The organism is Variovorax sp. PDC80, from assembly GCF_900115375.1.
In the GTDB taxonomy this organism is placed as follows: domain Bacteria; phylum Pseudomonadota; class Gammaproteobacteria; order Burkholderiales; family Burkholderiaceae_C; genus Variovorax.
The window spans coordinates 1-16249 of the sequence record NZ_FOWG01000011.1; the positions used below are offsets into that span (position 1 = coordinate 1).

Below are 16249 nucleotides of genomic sequence, written 5' to 3' on the forward strand. Positions count from 1 at the left end.
CCCGATCGCGATGGAAGAAGGCCTGCGCTTCGCCATCCGCGAAGGCGGCCGTACCGTGGGTTCGGGCGTCGTGGCCAAGATCCTCGACATCTAAGCCGAACGCAAAGGAATCACCATGGCAACCAAGCAAAAAATCCGCATCCGCCTGAAGGCGTTCGACTACAAGCTGATCGACCAATCGGCCGCCGAGATCGTTGACACCGCGAAGCGCACCGGCGCGATCGTCAAGGGCCCGGTGCCCCTGCCGACCCGCCTGAAGCGTTTCGACATCCTGCGCTCGCCGCACGTCAACAAGACCAGCCGCGACCAGCTCGAAATCCGCACGCACCAACGCCTGATGGACATCGTCGATCCCACCGACAAGACCGTGGACGCGCTGATGAAGCTCGACCTGCCGGCCGGCGTCGACGTCGAGATCAAGCTGCAGTAAGCACGCAACAAGCCCGCTCGCGCGTCAAGCGCGGTGTCGCTTCGAGGCCCGTTCACAGAAATGTGAGCGGGCCTTTGTCATTTGCGTGTCGTCTGTGGCATCCTCGCCCACCACCGGCCGTTCAGACCTTGGCCGGGAGCTGAATGAGGGCAGCACAAGCTATGAACCACAGGATTCTTTCTGGCATCGGTTCGGCGCTGATTGCCGCGGCGTTCCTCGCAGGTTGCGGTGGAGGCGGCGGTGGCGGCGGCGGTGGAATCCCGATCGGTTTTCCGCCCCCGGTAATCGGTGGGGTCACGCTCAGCGGCAAGGCCACCTACGACTCGGTGCCCAACAACAGCGGGCCGCTGGTCTACTCGGCCACTACAGCGAAGCCGGTGCGCGGGGCCTTCGTCGAAGTGCTCGATGCCTTGTCGAATCAGATCGCGGTGACGGCCACCGATGCCAACGGCAACTACTCGGTGTCGGTGCCGGCGAACGCCACGATCGTCGTTCGCGTCCGCGCCCAGATCCAGACCGCGGCATGGGATGTCAGCGTGCGGGACAACACCAGCGCCAACACGCCGCTCTACTCCATGCAGTCGGCGGCCTTCACGACGGGCTCGGGTGCGACGACGCGCGACCTGCGCGCCGATTCGGGATGGGGTGGTTCGAGCTACACCGGGCGCCGCGTGTCGGCGCCGTTCGCGGTGCTCGACACGGTCTACACCTCGATGCAGAAGGTGCTGTCGGTGGCGCCGGCGACGAGCTTTCCGCCGTTGAAGGTGTTCTGGAGCCCGAACAACGTGCCGACCAGCGGCAGCCTCGCGCTGGGGCAGATCGGCAGCACCTTCTTCACCAACCGCAGCACCGGCCGCGAAATCTATGTGCTCGGCAAGGAAGACGTGGACACCGACGAGTTCGATGCACCGGTGATCGCGCACGAGTGGGGACACTACTACCAGTCTTCCTTCAGCCGCGACGATTCGGTCGGCGGGCCGCACAACCTCAGTGACCGCCTCGATCGCCGCGTGGCCTTCTCCGAAGGCTGGGGCAACGGCTGGTCGGGCATCGCGCTCGGCCGCAGCAACTATGTCGATTCCCGCGGCGAAGGGCAGGTCGCTTCCGACGTCAGCGTCTCGATCAACCTGGCGACGGGGCCGTCCAGCAATCCAGGCTGGTTCCGCGAGCGCTCGATCCACTCGATCTTCTGGAATCTCAACCAGCAGGTGGGCTTCAAGCCGATCCACGATGCGATGACCAGCGCGCAGTTCAGGGGCGGTGCTGCCGTGACCTCGATCCATCCGTTCACCGCGGCCTTCAATGCGGTGGCGCCCGGCAATGCATCGGCCCTGGCAAGTCTGTTGAGCGCGCAGAACATCAGCGCCGGCGCCAACGATTCTTTCGGCGAAGCCGAAGGCAACAACGGTGGCGCGCCGAGCGTGCCGAACGTGCTGCCTCTGTACGGCAGCGCCGTGGTGGGACAACTGGCCAATGCCTGCGTCTCGACGGTCGCGGGTGGCGGCAACAAGCTGGGCAACTATGCCTACCTTCGCTTCCTGGCGCCCACGACGCGCGACTACCAGGTGTCGGTGGCATCGAGCGCACCGCTGGTGAATCCGGATTTCGCCGTGTTCCGCGCCAGCCAGATCCCGAGGTCGGGCAACAAGGTCAGCCTGCCGGCCGGCGAGTACGTGCTGGCGGTCACCGATCTCAACAGTTCGGGCTCGAACTGCATCAGCGTCGCGATCCAGTAAGAGGAATGATGGCCATGACGACTCGCTCGAACACACGGACCGCCATCGCGGCGCTCCTGCTGGCGGCGCTCACGAGCTGGGCATTGGCCGACGGCATGCCGGACTCGCGCGTGCCCAAGCGCTCGCAGCACAAGGCGGCGCCGGCGCCCATGACCACGGCCGTGCAGAAATCCAACGGCTCGGGTGTCGCGGTGCAATACCGCGTCGATGGCGCGCCGCAGGCAGGCCGAGCCACGTCGGTCGTGCTGCAGTTCGACGACGTGACCGATCCGCAGGGCGCGTCGGTGCGCTTCACCGCGGACCCCGGCCTGACGCTGCGAAACGGCAATCCGCTCACACTGCCCGCCGGCCAGCGCTCCACCGCGACCGTCTCGGTCATCGGCGAGTCGGATGGGCTGCGCTACCTGAACGTGTTCGTGAGCCAGGGCGGCGCGAGCAGCGCCATCTCGATCCCGATCCAGACCGGGACGGCACCCCTGATGAAGTCGCAGGGCGACGTCCAGACCACCAAGGAAGGCGACAGCATCATCACGATGCCCGCCAAATAGGCGGACAACGGCCCCGCGGGCCGTTGCAACCGCCCCGAAAGGGGCCTTTTTCCAGCGCTTGCGCCCCGCCCATACCGCGGGCTATAATCGCTGGCTCTGCCCTTGTTGCGTCCGCAAGGTACGTGCAGGTCGGAGATTTATCAACCTTCCCCCGTTGCCGCGAGTCGGTCATACGACTTCGGTCAAACGCTGTCGCCAATTGAAGTGGCAGCGGCGGGAGAAGCTTCCATTTTTTGGAGAAAACACATGAGTCTGAGCAACTCCCTCGGGTTGCTGGGCCGCAAGGTGGGGATGATGCGTCTCTTCACCGATGACGGGGATGCAGTTCCTGTCACGGTGGTGGATGTGTCGAACAACCGCGTGACCCAGATCAAGTCGCAAGAGACCGATGGCTACGTCGCACTGCAAGTGACGTTCGGTTCGCGCAAAGCATCGCGCGTGACCAAGCCGGAAGCCGGCCACCTCGCCAAGGCGGGTGTCGAAGCTGGCGAAATCATCCAGGAATTCCGCGTCACCGCAGATACCGCAGGTCAGCACCAGGCTGGCGGCGTGATCGCGGCCGGCAGCGTGTTCTCCGTGGGCCAGAAGGTGGACGTGCAAGGCACCTCCATCGGCAAGGGCTACGCCGGCACGATCAAGCGCCACAACATGAGCTCGCAGCGCGCGTCGCACGGTAACAGCCGTTCGCACAACGTGCCCGGCTCGATCGGCATGGCACAGGACCCCGGTCGCGTGTTCCCCGGCAAGCGCATGACGGGCCACCTCGGCGACGTCACCCGCACGACGCAGAACCTCTCGGTGTTCCGCATCGACGAAGCGCGTCAGCTGTTGCTCATCAAGGGCGCGATCCCGGGTTCGAAGGGTGGCTTCGTCACCGTGCGTCCCGCCGTCAAGGCCAAGCCGCAAGCGGCTGAAGGAGCGAAGTAATGGAACTCGAACTCCTGAACGAGCAAGGTCAGGCCGCGTCGAAGTACGACGCCCCCGAAACCGTGTTCGGCCGTGACTACAACGAAGACCTGGTGCACCAGATCGTCGTCGCATTCCAGGCCAACGCCCGCCAAGGCACGCGCGCCCAGAAGGACCGCGAACAGGTCAAGCACTCGACCAAGAAGCCTTTCAAGCAAAAGGGAACGGGCCGCGCCCGTGCCGGTATGACGTCCTCGCCGCTGTGGCGCGGGGGTGGCCGGATCTTCCCGAACATGCCTGACGAAAACTTCTCGCAGAAGATCAACAAGAAGATGTACCGCGCCGGCATGGCCGCCATCTTCTCGCAGCTCGCTCGCGAAGGCCGTCTGGCCGTGGTGGATTCGCTGACCGTGGATTCGCCCAAGACGAAGCCGCTGGCAGCCCGTTTCAAGGCAATGAATCTCGAGTCCGTGCTCGTGATCGCCGAAGAAGTCGACGAAAACCTGTACCTTGCCTCGCGCAATCTGGTCAACATCCTCGTGGTCGAACCCCGTTACGCCGATCCGGTGTCGCTGGTTCACTACAAGAAGGTGCTGGTCACCAAGGGTGCAGTCGACAAGCTCAAGGAGATGTTCGCATGAGCCGCGTGAACCCCACCCCTGCTCAACGTCAGTTCGACGAAGGCCGTCTCATGAACGTGCTGGTCGCCCCGATCGTGTCCGAAAAGGCCACGATGGTCGGCGAGAAGTCGAACGCTGTCACTTTCAAGGTGTTGCAAGACGCCACCAAGCCCGAGATCAAGGCCGCCGTCGAACTGATGTTCAAGGTCGAAGTCAAGGGCGTGTCGGTTGCCAACATCAAGGGCAAGACCAAGCGCTTCGGCAAGTCCGTCGGCCGCCGCGACCACGTTCGCAAGGCCTACGTCACGCTGAAGGCCGGTCAAGAGCTCAACCTCGTCGGGGAAGGCGCTTAATCATGGCCGTCATCAAGATGAAACCCACTTCGCCGGGCCAACGCGGCGCGGTGAAGATTTCGCGTGACCACCTGTACAAGGGTGCTCCGCTCGCATCCCTGCTGGAACCCCAGTTCCAGAAGGCCGGCCGCAACAACAACGGCCACATCACGACCCGTCACAAGGGCGGCGGTCACAAGCACCACTACCGCGTGGTGGACTTCCGTCGCAACAAGGACGGCATCCCGGCGAAGGTCGAGCGCATCGAGTACGACCCGAACCGCACCGCCCACATCGCGCTGGTCTGCTACGCCGACGGCGAGCGCCGCTACATCATCGCCCCGCGCGGTCTGGAAGCCGGTGCAACGCTGCTGTCGGGTTCGGAAGCTCCGATCCGCGCCGGCAATACGCTGCCGATCCGCAACATTCCGGTGGGTTCGACGATCCACTGCATCGAACTGCAGCCCGGCAAGGGCGCGCAGATCGCCCGCTCGGCCGGTACCTCGGCCACGCTGCTGGCCCGTGAAGGCGTCTACGCCCAGGTCCGCATGCGTTCGGGCGAAGTCCGCCGCATTCACATCGAATGCCGCGCGACCATCGGTGAAGTGGCCAACGAAGAACACAGCCTGCGCCAGCTCGGCAAGGCCGGTGTGAAGCGTTGGATGGGTATCCGCCCGACCGTTCGCGGCGTGGTGATGAACCCGGTCGACCACCCGCACGGTGGTGGCGAAGGCAAGACCGGCGAAGGCCGTCACCCTGTCGACCCGTGGGGCAACCTGACCAAGGGTTACCGTACCCGTAACAACAAGCGCACGCAGGTCTTCATCGTGTCGCGCCGCAAGAAGTAAGGGATAGCAAATGACTCGCTCTCTCAAAAAGGGTCCGTTTGTTGACCACCACCTCGTTGCCAAGGCCGACAAGGCCGTGACGACGAAGGACAAGAAGCCGATCAAGACCTGGTCGCGCCGCTCGATGGTCCTGCCCGAGTTCATCGGCCTGACCATTGCCGTGCACAACGGCAAGCAGCACGTGCCTGTCTACATCACCGACCAGATGGTCGGCCACAAGCTCGGCGAATTTGCGCTCACGCGCACGTTCAAGGGGCACCCCGCGGACAAGAAAGTCCAGAAGAAGTAAGGAACGACCATGTCTGAAACACGTGCAGTCCTCCGCGGTGTCCGCCTCTCGGTCGACAAGGGCCGTCTGGTCGCCGACCTGATCCGCGGCAAGAAGGTCGATCAAGCGCTCAACGTTCTGCAATTCACGCAGAAGAAGGCCGCTGTGATCATCAAGAAGGTGCTCGAGTCGGCCATCGCCAACGCGGAGCACAACGACGGTGCCGACATCGACGAGCTGAAGGTCAAGACCATCTACGTCGAACAGGGCGCCACGCTCAAGCGCTTCACGGCGCGCGCCAAGGGTCGCGGCAATCGCATCAGCAAGCCCACGTGCCATGTGTACGTGACGGTTGGCAACTAAGAGCCTGGAAGAAATATGGGACAGAAAATCCATCCGACCGGCTTCCGTCTGGCGGTTACCCGTAACTGGTCCAGCCGCTGGTATGCCAGCGACCGCGATTTCGCGGGCATGCTGGCCGAAGACATCAAGGTTCGCGAATACCTGAAGAAGAAGCTGAAGAACGCTTCGGTGTCGCGCGTCCTGATCGAGCGTCCCGCCAAGAACGCCCGCATCACGATCTACTCGGCTCGTCCGGGCGTCGTGATCGGCAAGAAGGGCGAAGACATCGAGAACCTCAAGCGCGAACTGGGCCGCCAGCTCGGCGTGCCGGTGGCAGTGAACATCGAAGAAGTGCGCAAGCCCGAAATCGATGCCCAGCTGATCGCCGACAGCATCACGCAGCAGCTCGAAAAGCGGATCATGTTCCGCCGCGCCATGAAGCGCGCCATGCAGAACGCCATGCGTCTGGGTGCCCAAGGCATCAAGATCATGTCGGCTGGCCGCCTGAACGGCATCGAAATCGCTCGTACCGAGTGGTACCGCGAAGGTCGCGTGCCGCTTCACACGCTGCGCGCCGACATCGACTACGGCACCTCGGAAGCCAAGACCACCTACGGCGTCATCGGCGTCAAGGTGTGGGTCTACAAGGGCGACACCCTGGGCCGCAACGACCTGCCCGCCGTCGAGACCCCGCGTCCCGAGGAAGAGCGTCGTCCGCGTGGTCCGCGCCGTGATGGCCGCCCTGGTGGCGACCGTCCGGGCGGTGACCGCCGCGGCGGCCCGCGTGCCGGTGCCCGTGGCCCGATCGGTGGCAACACCGCTCCCGCCGACGGCAGCGACAAGCCCGCAGAAGCAACCGGCGGTGCCGGTGCAGACTCGAAACCCGCCGTTAAGCGCGTCCGCAAAGCCGCGCCCGCTGCAGCAGCGGACGGTGCCAAGACCGAGTAATCGGTCTCAGCCCCGGGTGTGCATTCGCACAGGAAGCCTGGGGCAGTCCTCACGGAGTAACAAGACATGCTGCAACCTGCACGCAGAAAGTTCCGCAAGGAACAAAAGGGCCGCAACACCGGCGTCGCCACCCGGGGCAACTCGGTGGCCTTCGGTGACTTCGGTCTGAAATGCACCGACCGCGGCCGCCTCACGGCGCGCCAGATCGAAGCCGCTCGCCGCGCGATTTCGCGTCACGTGAAGCGCGGTGGCCGTATCTGGATCCGCGTGTTCCCCGACAAGCCGATCTCGACCAAGCCCGCAGAAGTGCGGATGGGTAACGGCAAGGGCAACCCCGAGTACTACGTCGCCGAGATCCAGCCCGGCAAGATCGTGTTCGAGATCGTCGGCGTGCCCGAAGAACTCGCCCGCGAAGCCTTCCGCCTGGCCGCTGCCAAGCTGCCGCTGCGCACGACGTTCGTCTCGCGCCAGCTCGGCGCCTGAGAGGAGAACATCCATGGCAACACGTAAGAAGAAAGAAGCCGCGGCTCCGGCCAAGGTGAGCAAGGCAACAGCACTGCGCGAGAAGGACGTCGCCGGTCTGCAAGCCGAAATCAAGGATCTGCAGAAGGCCCATTTCGGCCTGCGCATGCAGAAAGCCACGCAACAGCTGTCGAACACCTCGACGCTGCGCGTGACGCGTCGCGACATCGCGCGCGCCAAGACCGTTCTTGCTCAGAAGCAGCAAGAAACCCAAGCCGCCAAGTAAGGAGTGAACATGACGGAAGCTAAAAAATCCCTCAAGCGCACCTTGATCGGCAAGGTGGTCAGCGACAAGCGTGCCAAGACCGTGACCGTGCTGGTCGAGCGCCGTGTGAAGCACGAGCTCTACGGCAAGATCGTGGCCAAGACGAGCAAGTACCACGCCCATGACGAAAAGGGCGAGTACAAGCTGGGCGACACCATCGAGATCACGGAAAGCCGTCCGATCTCGAAGACCAAGAACTGGGTCGTGACCCGTCTGGTCGAGAAGGCCGTCCTGGTCTGATCCCCCTCGGGTCCGCCGGCTCCGCAAGGCAGCCGGCAGTCCATCGCGAAACGGCCCACAATGTGGGCCGTTTTTCTTTTTCCAGGAGCACTTTCAAATGATCAAAGTCGGCGACACCCTTCCCTCGGCCACCCTGCAGGAGTACTCGGAAGTCGAGGGCGAAGGCTGCAGCATCGGCCCGAACCCCGTCGACGTGAGCAAGGCAACGGCTGGCAAGACTATTGCGCTGTTCGCGCTGCCGGGCGCCTTCACGCCCACCTGCTCGGCCAAGCACGTGCCGGGCTACGTGCAGCACTTCGACGATTTCAAGGCCGCGGGCGTAGACGAGATCTGGTGCGTGAGCGTGAACGACGCCTTCGTGATGGGCGCCTGGGCGCGCGACCAGAAGACCGGCGCCAAGGTGCGCATGCTGGCCGACGGCAGCGCCGATTTCGCCAAGGCCACGGGCCTCACGCTGGACCTCACGGGCCGCGGCATGGGCCTGCGCAGCAACCGCTACTCGATGCTCGTGAAGGACGGCAAGGTCGCGACGCTCAACGTCGAGGCACCGGGCAAGTTCGAAGTCAGCAACGCCGAAACGCTGCTGGCGCAAGCCAAGGGCTGAGCGGCAGGTTCATGACCAGAGCGGTCCGCTTCTCGCGGACCGCGCCCCGCCTACAGGTCCACCTTCAGGTAGTGCGCCCCCGCAATGGGGTTGTGATAGAAGGGCGGCACCTCGGCGAAGCCCAGGTCTTCATAGAGGGCACGCGCCGACTCCATCTCGTCGAGCGTGTCGAGCAGCACGCAGCCGTAGCCCGCGCCACGCGCCGCGTCGAGGATCGCCTCGGCGAGCTGGCGGCCCAGCCCCAGACCGCGAAAGCCCGGGCGCACGTACAGGCGCTTCATCTCCGCCGCATTCACGTAGTCCGCGCTGTCGAGCGGCCGCAGCGCGCAGCAGCCGGCCACGTGCGCGACCCGACCATCGGCGCGCACCAGCGTGGGCGTGGCGCGGCCGGCCTCGTCCTTGACGTGCGCCGGATCGACCAGCGCCAGCAGCAGCGTGCCGCGCGGCTCGACGTATTCGCCTGGCAGCGCGGCCAGTTCCTGGTCGAAATTCTGGAAATCGAGATCGATGCCCAGCGAGGCGGCGTAGTCGCGGAAGATGAGGCGCGCGGCCTCGAGTTCGTGGGCCTCGTCGGGCGTGAGCAGCACGACGGCCGGCGTGTCCGACAGCGGCAGGGGGCGTGAGACGGATGAGCTCATGCGCGCAACGATGAAACCCAGTACGCGACGCCCGCGCACAGCAGCGCGAGCACCAGCGCGAGGCCGCGCGATGCCGCGTCGTCGCGGCTGCCGGCGACGGGCGCGGCACGATCGGCGGCGGCGATGTCCTTGTCGCCCGAGAGCATCGGCGCGACCAGCCGGTGGCGCTTCACCAGCACGTAGAACAGCACCGCGAGCACGTGCAGGCTCGCGAGCGCGATCACGATCCACTTGCCCTGCGTGCTGTGCCAGCCCGTGGCCAGGCTCACGAGATCGCCCGAGACGAAGCGCGTGAGCGGCCCCGCGGCCGAGATCTCGTCGTCGGCCACGAGGCCGGTCGCCACCTGCAGCGCCAGGATCGCGAGCACCGCGAACACCGACAGCGCGCCCAGCGGCGTGTGGCCGATCAGGTGATCGGGATGGGCGCGGCCGCGCAGGTAGGCGAGGAGCGAGCCCGGCGCGTAGACGAAGGCCGCGAAGCGCGACCAGCGCCCGCCGACGAAGCCCCAGAGCAGCCGGAACAGCAGCAGCGCGAGCACCGTATAGCCGAGGCGGAAATGCCATTCCATGACGCCGCCGAGGCCGGTGGCGATCAGCCCGATCACGGCGGCGGCCAGGGCCCAGTGGAACAGCCGGGTCGGCAGGTCCCAGACGCGTGTTCGGGTGGCCTGGCGGGACGCCGCGGCCGCGGGGGAGTCGGTCATCGAAGGTGGGGGGAGCGCATGGCTGCGGAAGGCGCAGATTAGCAAAGTCCGAGCCGCCCGTTCCATCGGGTTGTTGCTATGCGCGCCGACCGGCCTGCCCCTACACTGCCGCGCAGGTGCCGCGCCCGACGGCATCACCCACGATTCCCACATGTCAGAAGGACCACGATGATCCGACTCGCCACCTTCGCGCTCGCCGCCGCCTGCGCCGCCACCACCCTGCCGGCCGCGGCCCAGTTCGCGAAGCCTGAAGACGCCATCAAGTACCGCCAGAGCGCGCTGTTCATCATGTCGCAGCACTTCGGCCGCCTGGGCGCCATGGCCAACGGCCGCGCGCCCTACGACGCAGCCGCCGCCGCGGCCAATGCCGAGGTGGTGGCCGACATGGCGAAGCTGCCCTGGGCCGGCTTCGGCGCCGGCACCGAGGGCGGCAAGGCCAAGCCCGAGGTCTGGAAGGAAGCGCCCAAGTTCAAGGAGCACCAGGACAAGCTGATCGCCGAGACCGGCAAGCTGCTGGTGGCCGCCAAGGCCGGCAACATCGATGCGCTCAAGACCCAGTTCGGCCCGACCGCCGCGAGCTGCAAGGCCTGCCACGACACCTTCCGCGATCGCTGATCCGCCATCGGTTGCCCCAACGAAAAAGGCGCTGTCCGGTTACGGGCAGCGCCTTTTTGATGGGTGGGGGAGGGCTCAGGCCTCGGCCAGCAGCTTCTCGATCAGCTTGTGCAGCTCGGCGAAATCGGGCTCGCCCACGTAGCGCTTGACGATCTGGCCCTGCTTGTTCACGAGGTAGGTGGTCGGCGTGAGCTTCACGTCGCCCCAGGCCTGCGCCACGCTGCCGGTGTTGTCGATCGCCACCTTGAACGGCAGCTTGCGGGTTTCGGCGAAATTGACGACGTAGCTCGGCGGGTCGTAGCTCATGGCCACCGCCAGCGTGTCGTAGCCGCGCGCCTTGTACTTGTCGTAGGTGGCGATCACCTTGGGCATCTCGCCGACGCAGGTCACGCAGCTCGTGGCCCAGAAGTTGACCAGCGTGACCTTGCCCTTGAGGTCCTCGGTGCTCTTCCTGGTGCCGTCGAGCAGCACGAAGGTCGAGGCGGGCGCCGCGGTGGCTCCCGAGCCGAGGTACACCCCCACGCCGGTGGCCAGGGCGACGGCAACGGCGGCTGCGATAACGTACTTTTTCATGGCTGCTGACTGAGTGGGGCGGCGCGATTCTAGTTCCGCACGTTCGAACGTGCTGGCGCGCGCGACAGTCCCCGTGGAACGGCGGATCGATAATCCGGTCCCCATGCCGCAGCCCACCTCCCGTCTTCGCCGCCGCGCGCGCGCCTCCTGCGCCGCCGCCGCGGTCCTCGTGCTCGCGGCCTGCAGCCCGACCTTCAACTGGCGCGAAGTCCCGGTGGCCGAGGCCGGCCTGGTCGCGCTGCTGCCCTGCAAGGCCGACCGCGCCACCCGCGCGCAGCCGCTGGGCGTCGAATCGGTGCAGGTCGACATGGCCGGTTGCGAGGCCGGCGGCGCCACCTTCGCGATCGCGCATGCCACCGCCGCCGACGCCGCCCAGGCCGAGAGCTGGCTGCGTGCCTGGCAGCTCGCCACGCGCGAGCAGCTGCAGGGTGCGGCCACCACCGAGGCGCCGGCCACGGTGCCGCGCGCCGCCGCCACGCCCGCGCCGCTGCGGCTCGATGCGCCGGCCACGCCCACGGGCCAGCCGCTGGAGGTGCTGTGGTTCGCCCAGACCGAGACCCGCTCGACGCCGCCTGGCGCCGTGTCGCTCTACCAGGCGATGGTGCTGGGCCGGCCATCGTCGGACGAGGCCGCCAAGACCTTCTTCGAAGGCCTGCGGCTGCCATGAGCCGCCCCCGCCACTTCGGTGCGGCGCTCCCGGCGGCCGCGCGATGAGCGAGGGCACGCTCGGCGGCCGGCGCCGCGTCGCCGGCGTCTTCCTGGCCTTCGCCTTCGCGTACTTCCTCTCGACGCTGGTGCGCGCGATCACCGCCACTCTGTCGCCCACGCTCACCGACGAGTTCGACCTCGAGTCGCGCGACCTCGGCCTGCTCGCGGGCGGCTACTTCCTCGGCTTCGCGTTCACGCAATTGCCCATGGGCGCCTGGCTCGACCGCCACGGCCCCAAGCGCGTGGTGGTGGCTTTTCTCGGCGTGGCGGTGGCCGGCTGCCTGCTGTTCTCGGTCGCCACGCATTTCTCGCTGTTGCTGGCCGCGCGCGTGCTCACCGGCGTGGGCGTCAGCGCCTGCCTGATGGCGCCGCTCACCGGCTACCGGCGCTGGCTCTCGCCGGCGATGCAGCTGCGCAGCAACTCGTGGATGCTGATGGTCGGGTCCTTCGGGCTGGTCGGCGCGACGCTGCCGGTGCAATGGCTGGTGCCGCTGGTCGGCTGGCGCGCGCTGTTCTGGCTGCTGGGCGCGGGCGTGATCGTCTCGATGCTGCTGATCGCCTGGGTCGCGCCGTCGTGGCGTCGAGCCTCACCCGCTGCGGCGGTGGCGGCTCTCGACGACGGCGGCAGCTACGCCGCCGTCTGGCGCGATCCCTTCTTCCGCAAGCTCGCGCCGATCGGCTTCTTCCACTACGGCGGCTTCATCGCGATGCAGTCGCTGTGGGCCGTGCCCTGGCTCACGCGGGTGTCGGGCTACACGCCGCTGCGCGCGGCCGAGGCGCTGTTCGTCATCAGCCTGGTGCTGCTGGCCACCTACTGGCTCTGGGGCGTGGCCAATCCCAGGCTCGCGCAGCGCGGCATTGCGGCGGATCGGCTCATGGCCTGGGGCCTGCCGCTTTCGCTGCTGTTCATGGCTATTGTTTTGATAGCGGGGGCGCGTGCGGGCACGGGAACGTGGGCGGTTTTCCTGTGCCTCTGCACGGTGGTCACGCTGGCCCAGCCGGCCGTGGCGATGGCGCTGCCGCCGGCACTCGCGGGCCGCGCGCTGTCGGCCTACAACCTCGTGATCTTCGTCGGCGTGTTCGTGGTGCAGTGGGGCGTGGGCCTGCTGATCGACCTGTTCGTGCGCGCCGGCCTCGACACCGTGGACGCTTTCCGTGGCGCAATGGCCATCCTGCTGGGGTGCTGCGTTATGTCGTATATCTACTTCCTCCGGGCGCCCCCGCATAATCGACGCGCCGTCCCCCGAGCCGCATGAACAGCATCCTCATCATTGCCCATTCGCCCTTCGCACAAGCGTTGCGAAAGTGCGCGCTGCATGTGTTTCCCGACAGCGAGAACGCCATCGTCGCGCTCGACGTGCTGCCCAACGTGCCGCCCGAGGAAACCCTGGCGGCCGCGCGCATCACGCTCGCGCAGCAGCTCCACGGGCCGCGCGTGCAGGTGCTGGTGCTGGCCGACGTGTTCGGCGCCACGCCTTGCAACGTGGCGCAGAAGCTGGTGGACGGCGTTCGCTCGCGGCTCGTGGCGGGCGTCAATCTTCCGATGCTGCTGCGTGCCGTGACCTACCGGCACGAGCCGCTCGACGTGCTCGTGCAGCGCGCCATCGCCGGCGGCACCGCGGGCGTGATGCAAGTGGCGGTGGCGGCACCGCAGAACCAGGCCAAGAGAAAGCACAGTGATCAAGAAATCCGTGACCATCAGCAATAAGCTGGGACTGCATGCACGCGCATCGGCCAAGCTGACCAAGCTCGCAGGCAGCTTTCCCTGCGAGGTGTGGCTCTCGCGCGGCGACCGCCGCATCAACGCCAAGAGCATCATGGGCGTGATGATGCTGGCCGCCGGGCTCGGCTCGACCGTCGAGCTCGAGACCAACGGCCCGCAGGAAGAAGAAGCGATGAACGCCATCGTCCAGCTCATGGACGACAAGTTCGGCGAAGGCGAATAAGGACCACCGCGCATGACCTTCGCAGTCCACGGCCTTCCCGTCGCCCGTGGCATCGCCATCGGCCGCGCGGTGCTGGTGGTGTCGAGCCGCATCGACGTGGCCCACTACTTCATCAAGCCCGAGGAGATCGAGACCGAGATCGATCGCGTGCGCACCGCGCGCAATGCCGTGGCCGAGGAGCTGGCCAAGCTGCAGACCAATGTCGCGCAGATGGGCCCGAACGACGCGCCGCACGAACTCGCGGCGCTGCTCGAGGTGCACCAGATGCTGCTGCAGGACGAGGCCCTGAGCGGCGGCGTCAAGCACTGGATCAGCGAGCGGCTCTACAACGCCGAATGGGCGCTGACCACGCAGCTCGAGGTCATCGCGCGCCAGTTCGACGAGATGGAGGACGAGTACCTGCGCGAGCGCAAGGCCGACCTCGAGCAGGTGGTGGAGCGACTGCTGCATCGCATGAAGGGCACGGCCGCGGTGCTGGCGCCGAGCCCGCCACGGCGCAAGCGCGCCTCGTCCGACGAGGACGACGACCTCACCGCGGGCGACGGCATCGACGTGCCGCTGGTGCTGATCGCGCACGATCTCTCGCCGGCCGACATGCTGCAGTTCAAGAAGAGCGTGTTCGCCGGCTTCGTCACCGATGTCGGCGGGCGCACCTCGCACACCGCGATCGTGGCGCGCAGCATGGACGTGCCGGCGGTGGTCGGCGCGCGCACCGCGAGCCAGCTGGTGCGGCAGGACGACTGGGTCATCATCGACGGCGATGCCGGCGTGATGATCATCGACCCCTCGCCGATCATCCTGGCCGAGTACGGCTTCAAGCAGCGCCAGGGCGACCTCGAGCGCGGGCGCCTCGCGCGGCTGCGCCACAAGCCGGCCGTCACGCTCGACGGCCAACGCGTCGAGCTGCTCGCCAACATCGAGATGCCCGAGGACACGGTGGGCGCGATGAAGGCCGGCGCGGTCGGCGTGGGCCTGTTCCGCAGCGAGTTCCTGTTCATGGGCCGCGAGTCGTCGGCGCGCCAGACGCGGCTGCCCAACGAGGAGGAGCAGTACCAGGCCTACAAGCGCGCGGTCGAGGGCATGCAGGGCATGCCGGTCACCATCCGCACCATCGACGTGGGCGCCGACAAGCCGCTGGACAACAAGTCCGCCAACAAGCAGGAGCACCTGAATCCCGCGCTCGGCCTGCGCGCCATCCGCTGGAGCCTGGCCGATCCCGCGATGTTCCTCACGCAGCTGCGCGCCATCCTGCGCGCGGCCGCGCACGGCGAGATCCACCTGCTGATCCCGATGCTCGCGCACGCGAGCGAGATCCGCCAGACGCTGGCGCTGATCGCGCTCGCGCGCACCGAGCTCGACAACCGCGGCGCGGTGCACGGCCACGTGAAGCTCGGCGCCATGATCGAGATCCCGGCCGCGGCGCTCACGCTGCGCACCTTCCTGAAGCACTTCGACTTCCTCTCGATCGGCACCAACGACCTGATCCAGTACACGCTGGCGATCGACCGCGCCGACGAGTCGGTGGCGCACCTCTACGACCCGGCCCATCCGGCGGTGCTGAAGCTGGTGGCCGACACCATCGCCGAGTGCCGGCGCCAGGGCAAGGCCGTGGCGGTGTGCGGCGAGATGGCGGGCGACGTGGCCTTCACGCGGCTGCTGCTGGGCCTGGGGCTGCGCAGCTTCTCGATGCATCCCTCGCGCATCCTCGCGGTCAAGCAGGAGGTGCTGCGCGCCGACACGAGCAAGCTCGAGGCCTGGGCGCGCTCGGTGGTCGACTCGGACGATCCCGCCGCCATGCTCGCGGGCTGAGCGCCGCGCGCGCTTCAAGCCCGCCGCAATAAAACGAAACACGCCGAAACCGCGGCGAAAGGACTTGCCGCGCGCCGGCAAGCACGATCAGGCCTTCTCTTCACCAACCCTGAAAGGCCCGATCCATGAAGCTCTCCCTGACCCAGGCTGTCGCCGTCGCCTCCTTCGCCATGCTCGCCGCCGCGGGCGCCAAGGCCGAAAGCTATGACGGCGTGCACCAGGCCGTGTCGGCCAAGACCCGCGCCGAGATCAACGAGGAAGCCGTGCGCGCCGCCGCGGCACCGAACCAGAACGTGACGCGCGGCTCGCGCGGTCCCGAGACCGTGGCGCGCTCGACCGACCGTGCCAGCGTGGCCGCCGAGGCGGTGCGCACCGCGGCTGCGCCCGACCAGAACGTGAGCTCGGGTTCGCGCGTCAACAGCAAGGTGATCTCGACGCTGCAGAACCCGGTGGACGCACGCGCCGCCGCCTCGCGCGACGCCAGCAAGCTCTGAGCGACGCGGCCCTCCGCGCCCCCCGGAAACAAGCGACGCATCGGCGTCGCTTTTTCGTTTCGGCCTCCCGGGCTTCGCGTCGCAATAAAACGAAACACGCCGATACCGCGGTGAAAGGACGCGAAGGCGGCCCGAAAGCACCATCGAGCTTCC

At 67.0% G+C, this 16249-nt stretch carries 24 protein-coding genes and 1 pseudogene; 22 read left to right on the plus strand and 3 right to left on the minus strand.

Features of this window, described 5'->3' with window-relative positions; all coding sequences use genetic code 11:
- The 15 genes and pseudogenes from BM109_RS27940 to BM109_RS28010 form a co-directional block, all read left to right on the plus strand.
- Positions 1 to 94 (plus strand): annotated as a pseudogene (locus BM109_RS27940) (elongation factor Tu); the annotation flags it as partial.
- A 21-nt stretch (positions 95 to 115) separates the two neighbouring features.
- Positions 116 to 430 carry a 30S ribosomal protein S10 gene (gene rpsJ / locus BM109_RS27945; protein WP_057596142.1) on the plus strand — a complete coding sequence of 105 codons (315 nt, stop codon included), beginning with the start codon at positions 116 to 118 and terminating at the stop codon, positions 428 to 430.
- Positions 431 to 591: 161 nt separating this feature from the next.
- A complete protein-coding gene (locus BM109_RS27950) occupies positions 592 to 2166 on the plus strand; it encodes a hypothetical protein (RefSeq protein WP_093350207.1) in 1575 nt (524 codons plus the stop codon).
- Between the two features lie 14 nt (positions 2167 to 2180).
- On the plus strand, positions 2181 to 2714 hold the full coding sequence (locus BM109_RS27955; protein ID WP_093350919.1) for a hypothetical protein: 534 nt from the start codon (positions 2181 to 2183) through the stop codon (positions 2712 to 2714).
- A gap of 246 nt (positions 2715 to 2960) precedes the next feature.
- Positions 2961 to 3641 carry a 50S ribosomal protein L3 gene (rplC, locus tag BM109_RS27960; RefSeq protein WP_057596145.1) on the plus strand — a complete coding sequence of 227 codons (681 nt, stop codon included), beginning with the start codon at positions 2961 to 2963 and terminating at the stop codon, positions 3639 to 3641.
- Positions 3641 to 4261, plus strand: coding sequence for a 50S ribosomal protein L4 (gene rplD / locus BM109_RS27965; RefSeq protein ID WP_093218836.1), 621 nt, complete (start codon positions 3641 to 3643; stop codon positions 4259 to 4261). The genes rplC and rplD overlap by 1 nt, the downstream gene beginning before the upstream one ends.
- The gene (rplW, locus tag BM109_RS27970; protein WP_057596149.1) at positions 4258 to 4593 is read left to right on the plus strand and encodes a 50S ribosomal protein L23; all 336 of its coding nucleotides are present in this window, start codon (positions 4258 to 4260) and stop codon (positions 4591 to 4593) included. The genes rplD and rplW overlap by 4 nt, the downstream gene beginning before the upstream one ends.
- A 2-nt stretch (positions 4594 to 4595) precedes the next feature.
- Positions 4596 to 5420, plus strand: coding sequence for a 50S ribosomal protein L2 (rplB, locus tag BM109_RS27975; protein ID WP_057596151.1), 825 nt, complete (start codon positions 4596 to 4598; stop codon positions 5418 to 5420).
- Positions 5421 to 5430: 10 nt separating this feature from the next.
- Positions 5431 to 5709, plus strand: coding sequence for a 30S ribosomal protein S19 (rpsS, locus tag BM109_RS27980; RefSeq protein ID WP_007838132.1), 279 nt, complete (start codon positions 5431 to 5433; stop codon positions 5707 to 5709).
- 9 nt (positions 5710 to 5718) lie between these two features.
- Positions 5719 to 6051: a 50S ribosomal protein L22 gene (rplV, locus tag BM109_RS27985; RefSeq protein ID WP_007838134.1), complete on the plus strand. Its 333-nt coding sequence runs from the start codon at positions 5719 to 5721 to the stop codon at positions 6049 to 6051.
- A 15-nt stretch (positions 6052 to 6066) separates the two neighbouring features.
- Positions 6067 to 6978, plus strand: a complete 912-nt coding sequence (rpsC, locus tag BM109_RS27990) for a 30S ribosomal protein S3 (RefSeq protein WP_057596153.1) — start codon at positions 6067 to 6069, stop codon at positions 6976 to 6978.
- Positions 6979 to 7044: 66 nt separating this feature from the next.
- Positions 7045 to 7461 carry a 50S ribosomal protein L16 gene (gene rplP, locus BM109_RS27995; RefSeq protein WP_057596155.1) on the plus strand — a complete coding sequence of 139 codons (417 nt, stop codon included), beginning with the start codon at positions 7045 to 7047 and terminating at the stop codon, positions 7459 to 7461.
- Positions 7462 to 7474: 13 nt separating this feature from the next.
- Positions 7475 to 7726, plus strand: coding sequence for a 50S ribosomal protein L29 (rpmC, locus tag BM109_RS28000; protein WP_371268850.1), 252 nt, complete (start codon positions 7475 to 7477; stop codon positions 7724 to 7726).
- Positions 7727 to 7735: 9 nt separating this feature from the next.
- A complete protein-coding gene (gene rpsQ, locus BM109_RS28005; RefSeq protein WP_015867662.1) occupies positions 7736 to 8005 on the plus strand; it encodes a 30S ribosomal protein S17 in 270 nt (89 codons plus the stop codon).
- 97 nt (positions 8006 to 8102) lie between these two features.
- Positions 8103 to 8609, plus strand: coding sequence for a peroxiredoxin (locus BM109_RS28010; protein ID WP_057596157.1), 507 nt, complete (start codon positions 8103 to 8105; stop codon positions 8607 to 8609).
- A 50-nt stretch (positions 8610 to 8659) separates the two neighbouring features.
- On the opposite strand, the gene BM109_RS28015 is transcribed toward BM109_RS28010, so the two are convergent.
- Together BM109_RS28015 and BM109_RS28020 are read right to left on the minus strand one after the other, a co-directional pair.
- Positions 8660 to 9247: a GNAT family N-acetyltransferase gene (locus BM109_RS28015; protein ID WP_093350209.1), complete on the minus strand. Its 588-nt coding sequence runs from the start codon at positions 9245 to 9247 to the stop codon at positions 8660 to 8662.
- A complete protein-coding gene (locus BM109_RS28020) occupies positions 9244 to 9951 on the minus strand; it encodes a cytochrome b/b6 domain-containing protein (RefSeq protein ID WP_093350213.1) in 708 nt (235 codons plus the stop codon). The genes BM109_RS28015 and BM109_RS28020 overlap by 4 nt, the downstream gene beginning before the upstream one ends.
- A 168-nt stretch (positions 9952 to 10119) precedes the next feature.
- On the opposite strand from BM109_RS28020, the gene BM109_RS28025 reads away from it, so the two are divergent.
- Entirely contained in the window at positions 10120 to 10566 is a 447-nt protein-coding gene (locus BM109_RS28025) for a c-type cytochrome (protein ID WP_093350216.1), read from the plus strand.
- Between the two features lie 75 nt (positions 10567 to 10641).
- Here the strand turns inward: BM109_RS28025 and BM109_RS28030 are convergent, their stop codons facing one another.
- A complete protein-coding gene (locus tag BM109_RS28030; protein ID WP_093350219.1) occupies positions 10642 to 11139 on the minus strand; it encodes a TlpA family protein disulfide reductase in 498 nt (165 codons plus the stop codon).
- A 103-nt stretch (positions 11140 to 11242) separates the two neighbouring features.
- Here BM109_RS28030 and BM109_RS28035 point away from each other — a divergent pair, with 103 nt between their 5' ends.
- The 6 genes from BM109_RS28035 (at position 11243) to BM109_RS28060 (ending at position 16096) form a co-directional block, all read left to right on the plus strand.
- Positions 11243 to 11806 (plus strand): hypothetical protein, encoded by a 564-nt coding sequence (locus BM109_RS28035; protein WP_093350222.1) that lies wholly within the window; start codon positions 11243 to 11245, stop codon positions 11804 to 11806.
- A 43-nt stretch (positions 11807 to 11849) separates the two neighbouring features.
- Positions 11850 to 13103 (plus strand): MFS transporter, encoded by a 1254-nt coding sequence (locus BM109_RS28040; protein ID WP_093350226.1) that lies wholly within the window; start codon positions 11850 to 11852, stop codon positions 13101 to 13103.
- A complete protein-coding gene (locus tag BM109_RS28045) occupies positions 13100 to 13555 on the plus strand; it encodes a PTS sugar transporter subunit IIA (RefSeq protein ID WP_093350228.1) in 456 nt (151 codons plus the stop codon). The genes BM109_RS28040 and BM109_RS28045 overlap by 4 nt, the downstream gene beginning before the upstream one ends.
- Positions 13524 to 13793, plus strand: coding sequence for an HPr family phosphocarrier protein (locus BM109_RS28050; protein ID WP_057596164.1), 270 nt, complete (start codon positions 13524 to 13526; stop codon positions 13791 to 13793). Before BM109_RS28045 ends, BM109_RS28050 begins: the two co-directional genes overlap by 32 nt.
- A gap of 12 nt (positions 13794 to 13805) precedes the next feature.
- Positions 13806 to 15602, plus strand: coding sequence for a phosphoenolpyruvate--protein phosphotransferase (gene ptsP, locus BM109_RS28055; protein WP_093350231.1), 1797 nt, complete (start codon positions 13806 to 13808; stop codon positions 15600 to 15602).
- 125 nt (positions 15603 to 15727) lie between these two features.
- Positions 15728 to 16096, plus strand: a complete 369-nt coding sequence (locus BM109_RS28060; protein ID WP_093350234.1) for a DUF4148 domain-containing protein — start codon at positions 15728 to 15730, stop codon at positions 16094 to 16096.
- The last annotated feature ends 153 nt before the right edge of the window (positions 16097 to 16249 follow it).